At 62.6% G+C, this 16,018-nt stretch carries 20 protein-coding genes and 2 pseudogenes; 12 read left to right on the top strand and 10 right to left on the bottom strand.

The annotated features are described in order from the left end of the window. Nucleotides 1–82 precede the first annotated feature (82 nt). The 3 genes from ACGHJ7_RS09365 to ACGHJ7_RS09355 are packed head-to-tail and all read left to right on the top strand — an operon-like array spanning nucleotide 83 to nucleotide 1,710. Complete coding sequence (locus tag ACGHJ7_RS09365) at nucleotides 83–577, top strand: UPF0262 family protein (protein WP_390476658.1); 495 nt, start codon at nucleotides 83–85, stop codon at nucleotides 575–577. A 6-nt stretch (nucleotides 578–583) separates the two neighbouring features. Next, entirely contained in the window at nucleotides 584–1,285 is a 702-nt protein-coding gene (locus tag ACGHJ7_RS09360) for a glycoside hydrolase family 25 protein (RefSeq protein ID WP_390476657.1), read from the top strand. Continuing rightward, nucleotides 1,282–1,710, top strand: a complete 429-nt coding sequence (locus ACGHJ7_RS09355) for a cytidine deaminase (RefSeq protein ID WP_390476655.1) — start codon at nucleotides 1,282–1,284, stop codon at nucleotides 1,708–1,710. The genes ACGHJ7_RS09360 and ACGHJ7_RS09355 overlap by 4 nt, the downstream gene beginning before the upstream one ends. Before the next feature lie 3 nt (nucleotides 1,711–1,713). Here the strand turns inward: ACGHJ7_RS09355 and ACGHJ7_RS09350 are convergent, their stop codons facing one another. From ACGHJ7_RS09350 to ACGHJ7_RS09340, 3 genes are read right to left on the bottom strand one after another with little or no spacing between them, the layout of a single operon-like run. After that, a complete protein-coding gene (locus ACGHJ7_RS09350; protein ID WP_390476653.1) occupies nucleotides 1,714–2,775 on the bottom strand; it encodes an endonuclease/exonuclease/phosphatase family protein in 1,062 nt (353 codons plus the stop codon). After that, nucleotides 2,772–3,905: a M14-type cytosolic carboxypeptidase gene (locus tag ACGHJ7_RS09345; protein ID WP_390476652.1), complete on the bottom strand. Its 1,134-nt coding sequence runs from the start codon at nucleotides 3,903–3,905 to the stop codon at nucleotides 2,772–2,774. Before ACGHJ7_RS09345 ends, ACGHJ7_RS09350 begins: the two co-directional genes overlap by 4 nt. Further along, on the bottom strand, nucleotides 3,905–4,516 hold the full coding sequence (locus ACGHJ7_RS09340) for a DUF4136 domain-containing protein (protein WP_390476651.1): 612 nt from the start codon (nucleotides 4,514–4,516) through the stop codon (nucleotides 3,905–3,907). Before ACGHJ7_RS09340 ends, ACGHJ7_RS09345 begins: the two co-directional genes overlap by 1 nt. 99 nt (nucleotides 4,517–4,615) lie before the next feature. Between ACGHJ7_RS09340 and galE the strand changes: the two genes are divergently transcribed. From galE to ACGHJ7_RS09325, 3 genes are all read left to right on the top strand, one after another. Further along, nucleotides 4,616–5,647: a UDP-glucose 4-epimerase GalE gene (gene galE, locus ACGHJ7_RS09335; RefSeq protein ID WP_390476649.1), complete on the top strand. Its 1,032-nt coding sequence runs from the start codon at nucleotides 4,616–4,618 to the stop codon at nucleotides 5,645–5,647. A 90-nt stretch (nucleotides 5,648–5,737) separates the two neighbouring features. Continuing rightward, on the top strand, nucleotides 5,738–5,863 hold the full coding sequence (gene ykgO, locus ACGHJ7_RS09330; protein WP_011415100.1) for a type B 50S ribosomal protein L36: 126 nt from the start codon (nucleotides 5,738–5,740) through the stop codon (nucleotides 5,861–5,863). 143 nt (nucleotides 5,864–6,006) lie between these two features. Next, complete coding sequence (locus ACGHJ7_RS09325; protein WP_390476647.1) at nucleotides 6,007–6,657, top strand: HAD family hydrolase; 651 nt, start codon at nucleotides 6,007–6,009, stop codon at nucleotides 6,655–6,657. Nucleotides 6,658–6,795: 138 nt separating this feature from the next. On the opposite strand, the gene ACGHJ7_RS09320 is transcribed toward ACGHJ7_RS09325, so the two are convergent. After that, nucleotides 6,796–7,131 carry a hypothetical protein gene (locus ACGHJ7_RS09320; RefSeq protein WP_390476645.1) on the bottom strand — a complete coding sequence of 112 codons (336 nt, stop codon included), beginning with the start codon at nucleotides 7,129–7,131 and terminating at the stop codon, nucleotides 6,796–6,798. Nucleotides 7,132–7,305: 174 nt separating this feature from the next. Between ACGHJ7_RS09320 and ACGHJ7_RS09315 the strand changes: the two genes are divergently transcribed. Further along, on the top strand, nucleotides 7,306–7,860 hold the full coding sequence (locus ACGHJ7_RS09315; RefSeq protein WP_390476643.1) for a winged helix-turn-helix transcriptional regulator: 555 nt from the start codon (nucleotides 7,306–7,308) through the stop codon (nucleotides 7,858–7,860). 2 nt (nucleotides 7,861–7,862) lie between these two features. Then, nucleotides 7,863–8,210, top strand: coding sequence for a hypothetical protein (locus tag ACGHJ7_RS09310; protein ID WP_390476641.1), 348 nt, complete (start codon nucleotides 7,863–7,865; stop codon nucleotides 8,208–8,210). An 11-nt stretch (nucleotides 8,211–8,221) separates the two neighbouring features. On the opposite strand, the gene ACGHJ7_RS09305 is transcribed toward ACGHJ7_RS09310, so the two are convergent. Together ACGHJ7_RS09305 and ACGHJ7_RS09300 are read right to left on the bottom strand one after the other, a co-directional pair. After that, a complete protein-coding gene (locus ACGHJ7_RS09305; protein ID WP_390476639.1) occupies nucleotides 8,222–9,310 on the bottom strand; it encodes a LuxR C-terminal-related transcriptional regulator in 1,089 nt (362 codons plus the stop codon). Nucleotides 9,311–9,511: 201 nt separating this feature from the next. After that, nucleotides 9,512–10,111, bottom strand: a pseudogene (locus tag ACGHJ7_RS09300) (ATP-binding protein); the annotation flags it as partial. Nucleotides 10,112–10,180: 69 nt separating this feature from the next. On the opposite strand from ACGHJ7_RS09300, the gene ACGHJ7_RS09295 reads away from it, so the two are divergent. Further along, entirely contained in the window at nucleotides 10,181–10,618 is a 438-nt protein-coding gene (locus ACGHJ7_RS09295) for a hypothetical protein (RefSeq protein ID WP_390476637.1), read from the top strand. On the opposite strand, the gene ACGHJ7_RS09290 is transcribed toward ACGHJ7_RS09295, so the two are convergent. After that, complete coding sequence (locus ACGHJ7_RS09290; RefSeq protein WP_390476635.1) at nucleotides 10,615–11,205, bottom strand: hypothetical protein; 591 nt, start codon at nucleotides 11,203–11,205, stop codon at nucleotides 10,615–10,617. The genes ACGHJ7_RS09295 and ACGHJ7_RS09290 overlap by 4 nt on opposite strands. A 94-nt stretch (nucleotides 11,206–11,299) precedes the next feature. On the opposite strand from ACGHJ7_RS09290, the gene ACGHJ7_RS09285 reads away from it, so the two are divergent. The 3 genes from ACGHJ7_RS09285 to ACGHJ7_RS09275 are packed head-to-tail and all read left to right on the top strand — an operon-like array spanning nucleotide 11,300 to nucleotide 12,241. Then, nucleotides 11,300–11,710 carry a hypothetical protein gene (locus ACGHJ7_RS09285; RefSeq protein WP_390476633.1) on the top strand — a complete coding sequence of 137 codons (411 nt, stop codon included), beginning with the start codon at nucleotides 11,300–11,302 and terminating at the stop codon, nucleotides 11,708–11,710. Continuing rightward, nucleotides 11,707–12,105 (top strand): hypothetical protein, encoded by a 399-nt coding sequence (locus ACGHJ7_RS09280; RefSeq protein WP_390476632.1) that lies wholly within the window; start codon nucleotides 11,707–11,709, stop codon nucleotides 12,103–12,105. Before ACGHJ7_RS09285 ends, ACGHJ7_RS09280 begins: the two co-directional genes overlap by 4 nt. Beyond that, nucleotides 12,098–12,241 carry a hypothetical protein gene (locus tag ACGHJ7_RS09275; protein ID WP_390476630.1) on the top strand — a complete coding sequence of 48 codons (144 nt, stop codon included), beginning with the start codon at nucleotides 12,098–12,100 and terminating at the stop codon, nucleotides 12,239–12,241. The genes ACGHJ7_RS09280 and ACGHJ7_RS09275 overlap by 8 nt, the downstream gene beginning before the upstream one ends. Before the next feature lie 10 nt (nucleotides 12,242–12,251). On the opposite strand, the gene ACGHJ7_RS09270 is transcribed toward ACGHJ7_RS09275, so the two are convergent. The 3 genes and pseudogenes from ACGHJ7_RS09270 to ACGHJ7_RS09260 form a co-directional block, all read right to left on the bottom strand. After that, nucleotides 12,252–12,836: a hypothetical protein gene (locus tag ACGHJ7_RS09270; protein WP_390476629.1), complete on the bottom strand. Its 585-nt coding sequence runs from the start codon at nucleotides 12,834–12,836 to the stop codon at nucleotides 12,252–12,254. Between the two features lie 14 nt (nucleotides 12,837–12,850). After that, on the bottom strand, nucleotides 12,851–14,809 hold the full coding sequence (gene pglZ / locus ACGHJ7_RS09265) for a BREX-3 system phosphatase PglZ (RefSeq protein WP_390476627.1): 1,959 nt from the start codon (nucleotides 14,807–14,809) through the stop codon (nucleotides 12,851–12,853). A 4-nt stretch (nucleotides 14,810–14,813) separates the two neighbouring features. Next, a pseudogene (locus ACGHJ7_RS09260) lies at nucleotides 14,814–16,018 on the bottom strand (DNA methylase); the annotation flags it as partial.

Genomic DNA, 16,018 nt, shown 5'->3' with positions numbered 1-16,018 from the left:
AACACGGTGCTGTGGATATCGGGGATGGTTCGAAGGCCCTTGCGGCGGGGCGCGCCTATCTGCGAAAGCGGCTGGCGAAACCATGACCCAAACGCTTCCCACCTGGCGCCTGTCGCATGTCGAACTCGACGAGGAGACGATTCTCTGGCGCAACGCCGATGTCGAGCAGGAGCGGCGCGTGGCGATCTACGACCTGATCGAGGAGAACGTGTTTCGCCCTGTCCGTGCCTCCGAAGCAGGGAAGAACGGGCCTTACCGGCTTAAACTGTCGGTGCAGGACGGGCGGCTGGCCATGGACATCCGCAGCGAACAGGACGAGGCGCTGGAGATGATCGTCCTGGGGCTGGCGCGGTTCCGCCGCCCGATCCGCGAATATTTCGCGATCTGCGACAGCTATTACCAGGCGATTCGCAAGGCGACACCGGCCGAGATCGAGACGATCGACATGGCCCGGCGCGGGGTTCACAACACGGCGTCCGAACTGCTGCTCGACCGGCTGGAAGGCAAGGTCGAGACCGACTTTGCCACCGCGCGGCGGCTCTTTACCCTGATCTGTGTCCTGCACATCCGGGGCTGACGGCACATGGCGCGCAAGAGGAAACGGGGCGGCTGGCTCTGGAAAGGCGTATTGGCGCTGGCCGTCATGGCAGGCATCGCTGCTGCATGGCTTTGGTGGGACACGGCCCATTGGCGCCCGGACGAGGGAGCTTATCCGGACCAGGGCGTCGAGATCTCCGCCCGCGACGGGACCGTCAATTTCCGCACCCTGCGGGCCTTGGGCGCGAAATTCGCCTATCTTCATGCGAGCGACGGAGAGACGGCGCAGGACCCGGCCTTCGTCGCCAATCTGCGCAGCGCGCGAGAGGCAGGGCTGCAGGTGGGGGCGATCCACCGCTTCGATCCGTGCCGCCCGGCCGACCGGCAATCCGCCAATTTCACGCGCATGGTCCCGCGCGACAACGACCTGCTGCCGCCGGTCATCGCCCTGACCCGGGGGACCGGCGAGTGCGCCGTGCGCGTGAACGAGGCCGCGGTCGAAAGCGAGCTCATGACGCTCGCCAACCAGATCGAGAATCACGAGGCCAAGCCGGTGATCCTGAAAATCACCCCGGAGTTCGAGGCAGAATACGGCATTGCCGGCCGGATAGAGCGCCAGTTATGGCTCGTCCGGACACGGTTCCTGCCAGACTATGGCGGGCGGCCATGGCTGATCTGGACGGCAAACGAGGAATTGCGCGTGGAAGCAACCGAAACCCCGCTTCGCTGGCTGGTGGTACGATCATGACCGACCCGCAGCGCGAAGATGCCCTGATTGCAGCGGCACGGGATGCCGCGCTCCGGTCCTACAGCCCCTATTCCGAATACAGCGTCGGCTCCGCGCTGGGGTTCGCCGACGGGTCGGTGGTGACCGGCACGAATATCGAGAATGCGAGCTACGGCCTTGCTCTGTGCGCGGAAACGGTAGCAGTTGCAAAGGCGATGGCAGACGGCGTGCGCGGAGGCCTGGAAATCGTGGCGGTCACGGGCCCTGCGGACAAGGGCGGGGGAGCGCCGATCACGCCGTGCGGGCGTTGCCGGCAGGTGCTGAACGAACTTGCACAGCTTGGCGGAACCGATCCGCTGGTGCTCTGCGTGGGCGACACGGAAACGCGGCGCGTCCGGCTGAGCGCGCTGCTGCCGCACGCGTTCGGTCCGGCCAGTCTCGACTGACCTCTAGCCGGTCGTGCCGCCTGTCGTGGCGCTTTCCGATCCCTCGACCGGACTGTCAGGGGCCGGTTCGAAACTCTCCAGAACCTCGCCTTCGCCGTCACGCAGGCAGAAACGTCCTTTCACCGGCAGGTGGTCCGCGCCGACATCTTCCAGCACGGCGAAGGACTGTACGCGCAGGGCGTTCTTCACCATGATCTGGTCGAGCGGCCAGCCGATGAAGGCCATGCTGGCGGGAAATGTCGGATAAGTCCCGCGTCCCGCGCGCGGATCGCGGTAATCGCCATCATTGCGGAAGCGCGTCGTAGTGGACGACCATGGCACGTCGTTGAAATCGCCCATCACCAGCACGTCGGCGAGACCGCCCGGCGTGATGGCCCCGGCGCGCGCGATATTGGCATCGCGCTTCTCGGTGCTTTCGCCCGGCAGCGGTGGCCGCGGGTGCAGGCCCACGAATTCGAACGCCGAATCGTTGGGCAGGCGCAGCGTGGCATACAGCGTCGGCGTGTTGGCGGAGGTGTTCGTAATCATCCGCCCCTTGATGACCGGGATCCTGCTGGCGAAAGCCATGCCATAACGGTTCTCCAGAGGCATGGAGACGCGTTCCGGGTACTTGGAAAGTTGCGGCTCCAGCGCGTCCATCCAGCGGCCATTGGTCTCCATCAGCAATAGGAGATCGGGGTCCTCCCGCTCGATCAGGGCGGCGACCCGGTCATACTGCGTGTTCGCCTGCTTCACATTGAGCGACAGGGCGGTGAAGCAAGAGCCGTTGTCGTCGTCATCCGACAGGGCAACCCTTTCCGGCGCGAACGGCAGATAGGGATAGAGCCGGACAAGCTGGATGGCGACGACCACTGCAAAAACCGCGGCGACCGCGAACCCGGCGCGCGAACGCAACAGAAGGGCGAGCGCGGCGAGGGCAACCGACACGTAAAGCATCGGCTGCCGCACGAGATCGAACATCCGGATGAGACCGGCATTGCTGTCCGTCAGCGAGGCGAGGCTTGCGAGAAGGAAGACGACCGCAAGCACACCGAGCGCGAACGTGCCGGTTTTCTTCAAGCTCATTCGCTTTCGATCCATTCCAGCAGGGCGGCCAGGCAGTCACGCGCCAGCAGCTTGCTGCGTTCCGGGCTCCACCCCTGCACCTCGTCGGGCCAGTCCGCATTGTCCTTGAACGGCATTTCCAGCGTCATCGCGCAGGCCTTGTACCGCTCCGCCACCTGGTTGGTGCTGATGGCGAGGTTTGCCGTGCCCGGGGCGGATTTGGGATACCCCTTCGCCGTCTGGAAGTCCGGCGTGCGCCGCTCCAGAATGGACTGGTAGCGATAGAACCTGTCGCCAAGATCGTCGGTCCAGGACGGGATACCCTCGAACCCGGCGAGGAAGACGGCGGCAATCGCCTCATCGCCGTGGACATCCATGGCGAAGTCGACACCGCTTTCGTCCATCGCCGCACGTATGGCGAGCACTTCGGGCGATGCCTCGGCGCTCGGTTCCGCCCATTCGCGGTTGAGATTGGTCCCGACCGCATTGGTGCGCAGGTGGCCCCGGCGCGAGCCGTCGGGATTGCAATTGGGTACGACATGCAGGCGGCAATGCTTGCGCAGGGCGCGGCCGACAGTGTCGGTCGGATCGCACAGGACTTCCAGTGCGCCTTCCATCCACCATTCGGCCATGCTTTCGCCCGGGTGCTGGCGCGCATATAGCCAGACCTGCCGCGCGCCGTCTCCCATTTCCAGGCAATCGAGCGGCTGGCCGTCCAGCGTCTGGCCAAGGCGGCGATATTCCACGCCTTCCGAAGCGGCGCTTTCGGCGACGAGGTCGTGGTGGCGTTCCATGGAGTATGGCGCGAAATAGGCGAACCAGGCGATGTCGGTGCCGGGCGTATAGCGGATGGTCAGCGTGCCGCCGTCCTCGTCCTTGTCATAAGTCGACGCCGCTCGGCCCCAGAAATCCCGGTCTTCGCTGACGCAGGCGTCATAATCCGGCCAGCCGGCGGGATAGGCGCTGTTTTCCAGACCGGTGATCTTCAGCTCCAGTTCGCGGTCGGCTGCGCCATGGACGCGGAAATGGAACCACTGCGCGAAATCGGACTGGTTGTCCTTGTGCAGGGCCAGCCTCGCGCTGGCGCCGGAAATGGACAGCACCTCGATATTGCCGCTGTCGAACTGGGTATCGATACCGATGTCGGTCATCAATTGGTCTCCACCAGGATTGTTTCGCCGGTGACGCCGGGAAAGTCGCGGAACAGCGCGTCCGCGATGATCGCGGCATTGCCGGCGGCTCCTGCGGCCTCGCTCCCTTCCGGTGCGTCGAATTCGGCGCGCCCTTCCCACAAAACGTCGCCGCTGGCCACATCGCGCAGGGTCACAGCCATGCGCGTGGTCACTTCGTCGCGTGCGCCGCCGCCCAGATTGATGCCGACGCCGACACCCACGCCTGACCCATAACTACCGGTCCCGCCGCCCACGCCGACGCTGACAGGCGACCTGCGTCCGGTGTCGGTCCGCACGAACCGTTCCACCGAAACCTGTGCCACGCGCCGCGCGCCGCTGCGGCCCTGCTCGGTGTATCCGAGGCGGGACAGCTGCTCGGCAACGGCGGCCTTGTAAGGGGCAAGCTGCAGGCTGTCCGCCTCGCTGCGCGGCGCGCTTTCGACGAAAAGGGTCGTGCCGCCAAGCGCCGCGTCCCCGGCGACGAAGCGGGTCACCTGGACCGGGCCCGGTGCCGATGCAGTGGTACACGCCCCCAGGAGAATGGGCGCTGCAAGGGCAGCGGCGAGGCTGGGAAAACGGGCTGGTTTCATGATTGCAATTCTTTCATCTTGGCGCGCTATTGCCTTCCCAACGCGCAGACCGGCCCGAGAGTGCCTGCCGCGCGGCGCAAAAACAGCAGGACGAGAACAATGAACGATATGCCGAGCACCGCCTCTTCTGGGAAGACGGTGCTGGTGACGGGCGGGGCCGGCTATATCGGCAGCCATGCGGTGCTCGCTTTGCGCGATGCAGGCCGCAAGGTCGCGGTCTTCGACAACCTGGTCACGGGCTTCCGCTTCGCCGTCCCGGACGATGTGCCATTCTTCGAAGGCGACATCGCGGATGACGAACTGGTCACCCGTATTCTGGCGGAGCACGATGTCGGCGCGATCATGCATTTTGCGGGCAGCGTGGTGGTCCCGGAGTCGGTCGAGAATCCCCTCAAATACTACGACAACAATACCGGCCGCACCCGCGCCCTGCTGGCATCGGCGGTCCGGGGCGGGGTGCCGCATTTCATCTTCAGCTCGACCGCCGCGACCTATGGCGTGCCCGAAACCTCGCCGGTGACGGAGCAGACGCCGCAGCAGCCGATCAACCCCTATGGCTGGTCGAAGCTGTTTACGGAGCGGATGCTGGCCGATGTCGTGGCGGCGCACCCGATGAACTATTGCGCGCTGCGCTATTTCAACGTCGCAGGCGCCGATCCGGAAGGGCGCACCGGCCAGTCGACGAAGGGCGCGACCCATCTGATCAAGGTCGCGGTCGAAGCTGCTCTGGGCAAGAGGGAGAGTGTCGGCGTCTATGGCACGGATTACGATACGCCGGACGGAACCGGGGTGCGGGATTACATCCATGTCAGCGACCTTGCCGCGGCCCATGTCCATGCGCTGGATGCACTGGAGGCGCAGCCCGGACGCTCCCTCACTATGAATTGCGGGTATGGCCGCGGCTTTTCGGTCCTCGAAGTGCTGGACGCGGTGGACCGGGTGACGGGCGGCCGGATAGAGCGCGTGATGGAACCTCGGCGGGCGGGGGACCCGGCAGCGCTGGTTTCCGATCCGGCCCTGATTCGCAGCACGCTGCCCTGGCAGCCGCAGCATGACGATCTCGACCGGATCGTGGCGCACGCCCTGCAATGGGAACGCAGGCTGGGCGAGATTCAGGACGCTTCTTCTTGACGAAGCGCGATTCGCCGCTTAGGCGCGCGCCTTGAATTTCGGGCATTGCATCTCCATTTGCAGTGCCGATTTTATTTTCGGGAAAAACCAATGAAAGTTCGTAACAGCCTCAAGTCGCTGAAAAATCGCCATCGCGATTGCCGCGTGATCCGTCGTCGCGGCCGTACCTACGTGATCAACAAGACCAACCGCCGCTTCAAGGCACGCCAGGGCTGATTCCAGCCTTCGGGGGCACGCTGTCCCCGGCGCGTCTACACAGTGCGGTACCGGCCCGCTTCCCGTCCCTTCTGTCCTACGCGTCCAGCGACGCGAGGCAGGGGGCCGGGACGCGGGCCGTTGGCGTTTGGGGAAGGAGCAGCATGACCACGCAAGGACCGGATACCGAAGCGAAGAAAGCGGGCGCGGTGAAGGCGGTCGTCTTCGATGTCGGCCGAGTCATCGTCCAATGGGATCTTCGCTGCCTGATCGAGAAGGTGGTCCATGATCCCGCTGAGCGGGACTGGGTGCTGGCCCACGTGGTCACGCCGGCATGGCATTTCCAGCACGATGCCGGGCGCCGGATCGAAGACATGGTGGCAGAGCGCGCCGCGCTGTTCCCCGCCCATACCGATGCGATCGAGGCTTATGCGACCCGCTTCAACGAGACCATTCCGGGCCGCGTGCCCGGCACGGCGGAACTGATAGAGCGCCTGTCGGATGCGGGCGTTCCGCTATTCGCGATCACCAATTTCGGGGCCGAGTTCTGGGACCGCTTCGCCCCGACGGAGCCGGTGCTCGGCCTGTTCCGCGATATCGTGGTGTCGGGACGGGAAAAGCTGGTGAAACCCGATCCGGCCATTTTCCGCCGCGCGGCCAAGAGATTCGGGCACGCGCCGCAGGACATGCTGTTCATCGACGACAATGCCGACAATATCGCCGGTGCGGCGGCGGAGGGCTGGCAGACGCATCACTTCCATGACGCCGAGGCGCTGGAAACCGATCTGGCCGCAAGGGGGCTATTGCCGCGGTGAGCGCGTCTGCGCGGCGTCTGCGTATGCGGCAGACAAGAAAACGCCACCGGCAGCGTTCCTGCTACCGGTGGCTCAGTCGACCCACCCTGACGGAGAAGACAGGCGGGGGGAAACTCTTGTCGAAGTGCGCTGGGCGGATCAGTCGCCCTGGCACTTCGCCATCTTGTCGGCAGCGAGCGGTTCGCCTGCCACGGTGAAGCTGGCCACTTCGCCGACCTTGCGGGCGAAGGCCTTACAGACATTGACGGGGCGCGATCCGGCCTTGGGCGCGACGCAAACCGTGCCGCTGCACTGCCACGGCGTGCCGCGCACGATCTGGACCGTCTTGTCGGTCGGCTGGACCAGTTCGGCACGGTAGTGCGGACCGCTGTCGCGGGCGTCTGCAGCGGCAGGCGTCAGGGCCGAACCGAGGGTAAGGGCGGTGAAGGTGGCAGCGACGGAGATCGCGCCGGCCTTGGAAAAGGAGAGGGTCATGGGAGAGGGTCCTTTGAAGCTCTTTCCAACCGACGAGAAACGAGGGAAGATCGGTTGCGGATCGCCACCTACCCAGATAGGTATCGAGTTGCAACCTGAAATCCAGTTTGAATTTTGAGACCGGAGGTTTTGCGGTTACAAGGCTGGAAAACCGCATGAAAGGGCACGCCTGTTATGGCCGGAGACGTTCGTGAGCCGCTGAAGGAACTGAGCGCCTGCGGCCTGCCCGATGCGCTGGAGGCGATGGGCGAGCGCTGGAGCTTCATGATCCTGCGGGCCAGTTTCAACGGGCTTCACCATTTCGAGGAATTCCTGAGCGAACTGGGCATCGCACGGAACATCCTGTCGAACCGTCTTGGCCGCCTGGTCGATCACGGCATCCTCGACCGCGAACCGTGCCCCGACGATCGCCGCCGCATCGAATACCGGCTGACCGAGCGGGGGTTCGACCTGCTGCCGGCCATGCTGGCGCTGCGGCAATGGGGCCAGAAATACGGCGAGGATTTCGTCGATACCGACCCGGTGCTGGTGGACGGCCAAGACCATATGCCGGTCGGCCCCGTGGCCATCCTGGCGCATGATGGCCGTATCCTTGGCCCGGGCGACCTCAACATGATCGCTCGCAAGGATTTGCCGGAGGCGGGCAGGGACCGGGCCGAAGGCGAACTTGCGCCCGGCACGCGCGGCTGGACCGCCGATGACGAGCCGGCCGCCGTTGCAGCCGAATAACCTTGGAAGCGAGCGACGATAACGACGCCGCCGGAGGCGCCCAGCCTGCTTCCGATCAGCCTGAACGCACACATGATGGCCGGTACATCATCGTACGCGGGCGGTTATGGAGGGCCACCAATCCCGACCTGCCCGAGGCCGAGCGGAAGCGCTGGACCCATGCGTTGATGGATGCGCGGCGCGCCGTGAAGGCGGCAAAATCCTCCGGCGATCCGGCCGAGTTGAAACAGGCGCGCGCGCAGGTTCAGGAAGCGAAGGTTGCGCTTGGCGAGCGCGGCCCTGTCTGGTGGACGGACGGTGCGCCGGACGAAAACCGCAAGCTTGTGAAGAATTCCAGCTACGCTGACTGATCGCAACCGCCCTAGCGGTACCGCGACAGTTCCATGATCAGTTCGATCCGGTTTCCGACACCGATCTTTGCCATCAGTGACCGGGCATGGGTGCGCGCCGTTTCGTAAGCCATGCCGAGCTCGCCTGCGATTGTCTTCAGGTCGTCGGCCGACCGGACCATTCGCGCTGCAACCTCTGCCTCCCGCCGGGTCAGGCCGAATATCTCGGCAATCATTGATTCCTCCGGCCCCGACCGCGGAGCGCCGCCTGTCATCCGGATCATGCATCCGAAGACCTTCTGCTCGCTACCCAGCGGCAGCAGGGGGACAGGCTCGAAATGGACCAGCCAGGGGGTCAGCCTGCGGGAGGATGCGAGTGTCATCCAGCTACCCGCGCCCTCGGCGGAGGAAGGCTGGCAGGCGCGGCGAATGTGTTGTTTCAGCGCGTCGTCCTGCGCCCCGCGCCCGACGCGCAGCTTGCCCTCACCGACGCCCAGCGCACAGCCTGCGGACAGGATCGCTTCCGCGCCCGGGCTTGCGTCCAGGACATGGGCGTTCTCGTCGACCAGGATCAGCGCTTCCTCGCTCCGCGCAAGCTCCGGGCGGCTCACCAGCAGGCGCGCTGCCCGGCTCAGATGGCTGAAGACGATATCGTGAACGCGCTCCTGCTCGGCTGTAATGGAGGTCTGTTCCGGATGCGTGTGCAGCGCGAGGGAGACGCTCAGGCTGCCGCTCGTCGAACTGATAAGGCTGTGATAATCGCCACTGCCGAAATCGTGCCGGATGAAAGCGCGCCATGCGTCCGGATCGGACGTGTTGCAATTGCTGGTGTCGCCGAACCGGAAGCGGCCGCCATCGTGCCGCTCTATGTTGAAGCCCGGGTCGAGTTCGACCAGTTCTTCGCGGTAGAGGGAAAGGGCATCGTCCAAGCGCGATTCCTCCGGACCGACCACCGTGCTTGCCACGACGGACTGCCTGTTATTGTCGACGATGGCGAGAAACGCTGCGCGTGCGCCGGTCACATCCAGGAATCCGCGCAGGGCAGACCGCCACCGATTTTCGTCGAGCGATCCCTCGTAAATGTCGTCGATGATGCCGGTCAGTGCCGGATCGAATGGCATTCCGCGCCCCCTGTCGGCGTAATTCGTACCGAAAAACGCAATTCTTTCAAGAAATACCCCAAGAGGGTGATGGCAGCGAAATCGCCCCGACCTAGAGGCAGTGCCGCGACCCGAAGGCTCTTGCAGTCCTTCTACTGGAAAGGGGGGTGGCGACTGCTGCCTCCCTTTCCTTTTTTCGTATCCTTACAGAACAAAGCGCCGTCATCCCCGCACTCCCATGCGGCGATAGCTCAGCGCTTCGGCCACGTGGATGCGCCCGACTTGCCGCGCACCGGCAAGGTCCGCGATCGTCCGGGCGACGCGCAGCATCCTGGTATAGCCCCGTGCAGACAGCTTCATGCTTTCCGCTGCCTGCATCAGGAGCGTGCGGCCCGCATCGTCCGGCGACGCGAATTCATCCAGCGCGTCTCCGTCCAGTTCGGCATTGGTCCGGGCGCCCGACGCTTCGGCGCGGGCCGATTGAACCGCTCTCGCTTCCGCCACCCGGGCGGCGACTTCGGCGCTGCCTTCCGCCGGCGGGGGCAGGGCGAGGTCGGCGGCGCTGACGGGATCGACGTCGACATGCAGGTCGATCCGGTCGAGCATCGGGCCGCTGATCTTCGCTTGGTAATCGAGCGCACATCGCGGCGCACGGCTGCATGCCATGGAGGCATCGCCCAGATGTCCGCAGCGGCAGGGGTTCATGGCGGCGACCAGCTGGACGCGCGCGGGAAAGCTGACATGGGCGTTGGCCCGCGCGACATCGACCCGGCCCGTCTCCAGCGGCTGGCGCAGCGAATCGAGGACCGAGCGCTGGAACTCCAGCATTTTAGCGCAGAGGGGACCAATGAATCCCGTGATTCCCTGCTAGATTGATGCTTCAATGGGCGGATGCAGAGTCCCAACGCCGTATCGGCACTCAAGAACAAGCGAGGCGAGATCGCCGGTCGCGTGGATGCGCTCCAGGATCAGCTTCGCCAAGCCCTGATCGACCTTGATCACGTCGACTGCACGATCCTTCTTTTCGATCCCGATGCAGAACTGGATGAGATCAAGTCGAAGCCGATGCCTCCACGCCATCACGCGTTCAAGGGGCAGGTGACCCGCTCGATCTTGACCATGCTGAGGAAGTCGGCGGCACCGCTGGACGGCCTGACGATCACGGTCAGGTTGATGGACGAGCGCGAACTGAACCAGTCCGACAAGAAGCTGGTAAAGACAATCCAGAAGCGCGTGGGAGCCGCCTTGAGGAATATGCGAGATCGAGGGCTGGTGAAGTCGGAAAAAGGCGCCAAGGGACTGCTGATGTGGTCCCTTGTAACAACTTAGAACAGCGAAACACCCATATCTCTGTCATTATCGATCATCATGCGGACCACACCGATATGGTCCTGAAAATCTCGCTTATCCATCTTGCTGAGAATGGTGTGATGCGGATTGTTTTCGCATAAAATGAGTAGGGAAGAATACACAAGCATAGCAAGTGCTCCGCCGACATCATTCGACTGCTCGAGCTCATAATCAATCGCATGGACTGCAGAGCCGTATTGCGGAATCGAAGGAAATGATCTCAACTTCTCGTACCGCTGGATAATGAACTCGAACTGTTCGAAGATGTCGGGGTTGTTGGCAAGGTGGCGCAGGAAGATATTTCCTAAAATTCCCAGCTCGATGGAATCCAGTACCGTCAGTGGGTCACCCTCATCTCCATCCTGAGCAAGCTTGAGCATAAGCAAATGTTGATTGTCGCCGGCAAAATACCTGCTCTTGAGATATTCGATTCGACCGTCGACACTCGCTAAATTCGCGGTCTGCGATCGTGTGCTGAACAAGGCGAAAATTATCCACCCTACGATAGAAAGCCCGAAAGTAGGCCAAGCAAGAATCAGGGCGATAACAAGCGTGATTATGAGCACCAGTCCACTCCAAGTGATTGATTTTCTCATTTTAGGATGGACTGTCGCGCTTCCCAAACGCACTGAATACTTGACGCATTTTTTGGAGAGAGCGATGCCGCGGAGATGGACGAAGACCGAGGCTTTCGAGCATTTCGGGACGAAACTGACCAACACAAGGTGGAGTTGGTCGGCGATCTCCGACGACGAGTCCGTGGTCGCCCTCGTGCTGTGGCAGGATGCGGTCAAAGGCCGGGATGGCAAGCTGGTCTATCACGACGATTCCGAGCTCGACGCCGAATGGAGGACGCGCCCGGGCCATGGAGAACGCATCCGTCATCTCGCACATTGCCGCGATCACCTCGATGGCCGGTTCCGTGCGGTCATCGCCCGTGCGGTAGACAAGGAAGCGGACCCCCGAGACATCGCATCCTGTCATCCGCAGGAAGGCGTCTGGTGGGAGCTGGACGAATTCGACGAAGATACCGGCGCGTTCGTGGCCCACGTGGTTCCTGCAAGCGCATGACCGACGACCCGTGGGCAGCGCATATCACGAGATTCGAGATCGCGCATGCCCAGCTGACCGGTGTGGAGCCTGACGGGCAGGTCCTGGTGAGACATGATCTCACCCTGACGGTGCAGGAAGGCCGCTTCGAAGTTCTGACCGAAGACGAGAAGGGTCGGCCGGCGCCTTCCCGTCTGTGCTATGGCTGCACCATCCGGACTTCGGGAGCGGTGCCACCGGACTACTGGAGCGGAACCGACATGCAGAGCGTCGTGACGGGCACGCATCAGAATGGCTCGCGCATCACCATAGCGGGTCCGGGTGGTGTGGGCTTCGATGATGAAGGCTCGCTCGGCATCGAGTTCGAGAAGCCTCCGACAATGTTTGTTGAGCAAGACTGGAGCGGCGATGCGTGACTGGAATAATGAACCGGACGAGTCGACAACGCCTTCGTTCTGGTTCGAGGTGCTCGCGGCAGGCACGATGGTCCTTGTTGCATACGTCTCGCTTGGCTGGACGGCCATTCGATGGCTGTCCGATGCGTTGATCTGAATTCGGTCCGTTACCGGAAGAACACCTTCAGCGGATCATTGTCGGTCATCGCAGTCACGCTGCTACGCGAAATGTTGGCAGCCCTGTTGAGCAGGAACTGGCTGGCCTGGCCGAGGGGATTGGCCAGCGATCGGAAGCGATCTTCTTCCCGTGTAATGATGCCCCAGGATCCGAGCGTCTTGAAGGCATAGCTCGTCGCCTGATCGATGGTCGTGCGCTTACCATGGAGCTCGAACATCCGTCGATGCACTTCGCCTGGCTTGCAGGACCCTTGGATCCGGATGAGCCTTCCGAGGTGTTCGGCGACCTGACGGATATACGGGTAGGCCATAATGCCGACGGCAAGAAACATGGCTGGCTCGCTGGCGGAGTGCTTGCCCGCTTCTGCGGCGCAACCGTCGACCACACCGAAGCGATCACGGTCTTGGGGAAACCACATTCGATTTAGAATGCCGTTGGTCTTGCTCCGCACCGTAGGTGAAGGAACGTCGATCTCGAGCCGCTCCTGTATCACGTCCCTTGCGACTTCGCCGCGCACGACTGCAGATGCGAGGCGCATCCATTCGGCATCGATATAGCGGTCGATGCCGATCATCGGGGGCTTAACGTTCACTTCTTTTCCTTCCTCGTGATCTTCACGAACGGGACGATCACCTCTTCGATGTCGGTCCCACCGTGCACGACCTGTGAATGCCCGGCAGGGAAGAACCCCTTCCCGTAGTCCGCAAACAAAGGGCGATAGTTGTCGGGTAGCGCCCGCGGCGCGAGCACTCGAGCTCCCGGGATTTTTGCGAGGCCGTCGTTCAACAGCTGCGGACTGTCATAGATGCGCATCCGTTCGCCACGGCTCTCCGCCCTGACTCCTTCGGCGGGACGACCGACGCCGACTGCTTCGACGTTCCCATGATCCGCCGTGACGTAGATGTCGAACCCGCGGGTCAGCAGAATTTCGATGGTATTGGCCCATTGGCCCATTTCCAGCCAATGGGCGATCCGTTCGGTCAAGCTCTTCTTGCCGAAGATCTCGCCGTGCATGAGCTCGTCGACGGTGTCGATCACCAGGCCGGCGACGAGCGGCTCGTGTCTGTCGAGCAGATGCTCGAGTTCGTTCGTCGACCCCTCGCCGCCCAGTCCCTTCATATAGACGACCTTGCCATCGGGGATGTCGTTGGCTGCCCAGAACCTTCCCCAAAGCGACTTCTCCGCGTGGGTTCCGCTGATCGAACTTGCGAACGCCTTGGGCGGGTTCCCCGCGAAGATCGACTGTCGTGAGACGTTCGTGACCGTCGGGATCCATGCAAAGCAAGAGCGTGCATCGATCGAGCCGGCGATCTGTCGATCACGCAGATCCTGCTCGAGCTGATGCCATTGCTCGAGCGCCAATCCGTCGACGACGAGCAGCGCCTGTCGCTGATCGATGTCCGTGCGCGCCATCGCCATGTGCGGCGCGACCTGATGGACGAGCGAAGGATGGGAGGAGCAGCTGTTCAACGAGAGGCTGTCGAAGTTCGTGCCGAGCCAATCGAAGAACACGAGGTCGATCTGCCGCCGCAGATCTTCGAGTGCCGACACCACCGTCTCGTGATGGATTTCCTTGGGGTAATTCCTCACCTCGTATGTCAATTCGGCGAGACGCTCGCCGTACCGCAGCCAGTCCCTGTAGTTCGTGTCGGCTTGCGGGATGTCCTGCTTCAGGCGATCGATCTGCTTGCAGAGCAGATCAGCCTTGGCTGCCATATCGTGCTGCAGACCGATCTTGGCCCACGACGGCAGCATCTTCGGTATCTCGGGGACGTCGATGGGCTTGATGGCACCGTCCAGCACCAAGCTGTCGAACATCACCCTGATCCGCGGAGCGCCGAATGGCACCAACGCCCCCGCCGGACGATCGGAATTGACGAGCGCGATTGCGAACTTCCGCCAATCGACCTGGAGCCGTTCCAGAAGCGCGGATCGGTCGGTGAGCATATCGAATGCGTCCTGATCCGTCATGCTCTCTGGCAGTTCGGCAAGTTCGACCACCCGATCGGCGAGGATGGCAGGCAGTTCCACGTCGTCGTAGAACAGGACGAGAGCGGTAACCCAGAAGTCCTCGCTCTTGTCGAGCAGGGCAGGTGTGATCTTGAACAGATTGGCAAGTATGAAGTCGGCGGTCGCCCCCTCACCCATCCGGGCGGGAACGACCTGACGCTGTGCCACGCGCCACAGGTCAGGCAGTCTGGCGCCACCTATGGCCCTCAGGATAGTCGGATCGAACTGGTCGAAGACCTCGGCCAACCGGAGATCGACGTGCCGGGAGGACTGCAACACGTCCCATGGGAGTTCCTGTCGGGCATCCCCCCGGACGTGTATGATGGTCGGAGCCGCTTCCGTATTTTCCCGCAGGTCCCTTTCGTAGAGCAGACGGAAGGCTATCGGTTCCGCATATTCTACGACATCGATGCCGCGCTCCACCAAGGTGCGCGAAACCGCATCGCCGAAGAGCACGTCGTCGGGGTCGCTGACCGCCCACAGCTTGGCGAACTCCGACTGGAAACCCCCTGCGACGTGATCGACCCAGTCCTTCACCTTCTCAGCCTGCGGCCTCGAGCCGTGTCTCGGCCATGCTGTGATACATCAGCAGGCGTTCGTCCTCCTGCCAAGCGTCCTCGGGGATCTTGTTCGCCACCTCGACGATGGTCTGGTAGTCGCGTTCGGTCCATGCCGCCTTGAACCCGGCACGCAGGACCTCGAGCCTGACTTCCTTCAGCTTGCGTCCGCGGTGTCCCTTGTATGTCTCGAATTCCTTGAGGAGCGACTTTTCCCTTCTCTTCTCGACGTCGGCTTGCTTGTTGGGGTCGGGCACATACCAGCGGTTCCTTGCCTTGGCGACGAGTGCCGGCGCGTCTTTTTCGAGGTTGCGCAACTCCTTCCAGTTCGAAGAGAGATAGCGATGGATCTGGGCCGGGACGGGTCCCGTTCCATCGTAGTTTAGGAAGTTCTCTTCGAGGATCTGCAAGAGTTCGGGCTTCTCCTCGTGCTTGCGCCAGCCGGCTCCGATGCGCTGGGTGAATTCGGGATGGAGCTCCTGGTAGGTTGACGGCTTGCTTTTGAGGTGTTCCGCGACCCAGTCGATCGCGGTCCGCTCGTCGTCGACGAACAGTTCGCGCTGCGGCGGGCTTCCCGCCTGTAGCCGTTTCTTGTCGTATTCGTCGACTTGGCTTGGAAGGAAGAACATGTCGTCGCGTTCGGGGAAGCGCTCTGCCAATCCGGCCTGGAATTCGGCGCTCGACAACGGGACAGGCGTGTTGTGCCGCACGAACCATGCGACCATCCGATCGAAGATGCGCCGCGCATCACGCTCCGGCACATTCTCGACCACACCGTTCCTGATCTTGGAGACTGGCAACTTCTTAAGGTGGGTTCGCGCGAAATCCCACACTGTATCATCGACCGATTGCCCCTGTAGGAATCGGTCCTCCAAGCCACCGTTAGGCTTGTAGGCCGATATGACCAAGTCCTGCTTAACAGATGTTGTAGTGGTCACCGAATTGAAGCTGCGCTGCTTTTTGTCCAGAGCGGCAACATTGGCAATGATAAAGCCAGACTGCTGCATTGCGACTTGAATGGCATTCCATACGCTTGCCTGAGTATTACTAAACTCGACGGTGATCCACCTGCCTGGCTTTAGAATGCGATAAGCTTCGTTGAAGCTTTTGCGAATGGTCTCTCCATAAAATTCCAGATCTTTTTCATGGACATAATTCATCACGCAATCGTCGGGTATGCTCGTTCCGA

It is taken from the genome of Altererythrobacter sp. MTPC7, assembly GCF_042851395.1.
Classification (GTDB): domain Bacteria; phylum Pseudomonadota; class Alphaproteobacteria; order Sphingomonadales; family Sphingomonadaceae; genus CAJXSN01.
Note: the sequence above shows the minus strand (reverse complement) of the source record. Positions and strands in the feature narration are given on the sequence as shown.

Bases quoted from the DNA above. Each gene is read 5' to 3' on its own strand.
- ACGHJ7_RS09325 (WP_390476647.1), top strand. From the start codon at position 6,007: ATGACCACGCAAGGACCGGATACCGAAGCGAAGAAAGCGGGCGCGGTG.
- ACGHJ7_RS09355 (WP_390476655.1), top strand. From the start codon at position 1,282: ATGACCGACCCGCAGCGCGAAGATGCCCTGATTGCAGCGGCACGGGAT.
- ykgO (WP_011415100.1), top strand. From the start codon at position 5,738: ATGAAAGTTCGTAACAGCCTCAAGTCGCTGAAAAATCGCCATCGCGAT.
- ACGHJ7_RS09270 (WP_390476629.1), bottom strand. From the start codon at position 12,836: ATGATCGGCATCGACCGCTATATCGATGCCGAATGGATGCGCCTCGCA.
- ACGHJ7_RS09295 (WP_390476637.1), top strand. From the start codon at position 10,181: ATGCAGAGTCCCAACGCCGTATCGGCACTCAAGAACAAGCGAGGCGAG.
- ACGHJ7_RS09305 (WP_390476639.1), bottom strand. From the start codon at position 9,310: ATGCCATTCGATCCGGCACTGACCGGCATCATCGACGACATTTACGAG.
- ACGHJ7_RS09280 (WP_390476632.1), top strand. From the start codon at position 11,707: ATGACCGACGACCCGTGGGCAGCGCATATCACGAGATTCGAGATCGCG.
- ACGHJ7_RS09345 (WP_390476652.1), bottom strand. From the start codon at position 3,905: ATGACCGACATCGGTATCGATACCCAGTTCGACAGCGGCAATATCGAG.
- ACGHJ7_RS09340 (WP_390476651.1), bottom strand. From the start codon at position 4,516: ATGAAACCAGCCCGTTTTCCCAGCCTCGCCGCTGCCCTTGCAGCGCCC.
- ACGHJ7_RS09275 (WP_390476630.1), top strand. From the start codon at position 12,098: ATGCGTGACTGGAATAATGAACCGGACGAGTCGACAACGCCTTCGTTC.
- ACGHJ7_RS09365 (WP_390476658.1), top strand. From the start codon at position 83: ATGACCCAAACGCTTCCCACCTGGCGCCTGTCGCATGTCGAACTCGAC.
- ACGHJ7_RS09350 (WP_390476653.1), bottom strand. From the start codon at position 2,775: ATGAGCTTGAAGAAAACCGGCACGTTCGCGCTCGGTGTGCTTGCGGTC.
- ACGHJ7_RS09360 (WP_390476657.1), top strand. From the start codon at position 584: ATGGCGCGCAAGAGGAAACGGGGCGGCTGGCTCTGGAAAGGCGTATTG.
- ACGHJ7_RS09315 (WP_390476643.1), top strand. From the start codon at position 7,306: ATGGCCGGAGACGTTCGTGAGCCGCTGAAGGAACTGAGCGCCTGCGGC.
- galE (WP_390476649.1), top strand. From the start codon at position 4,616: ATGAACGATATGCCGAGCACCGCCTCTTCTGGGAAGACGGTGCTGGTG.
- ACGHJ7_RS09285 (WP_390476633.1), top strand. From the start codon at position 11,300: ATGCCGCGGAGATGGACGAAGACCGAGGCTTTCGAGCATTTCGGGACG.
- ACGHJ7_RS09320 (WP_390476645.1), bottom strand. From the start codon at position 7,131: ATGACCCTCTCCTTTTCCAAGGCCGGCGCGATCTCCGTCGCTGCCACC.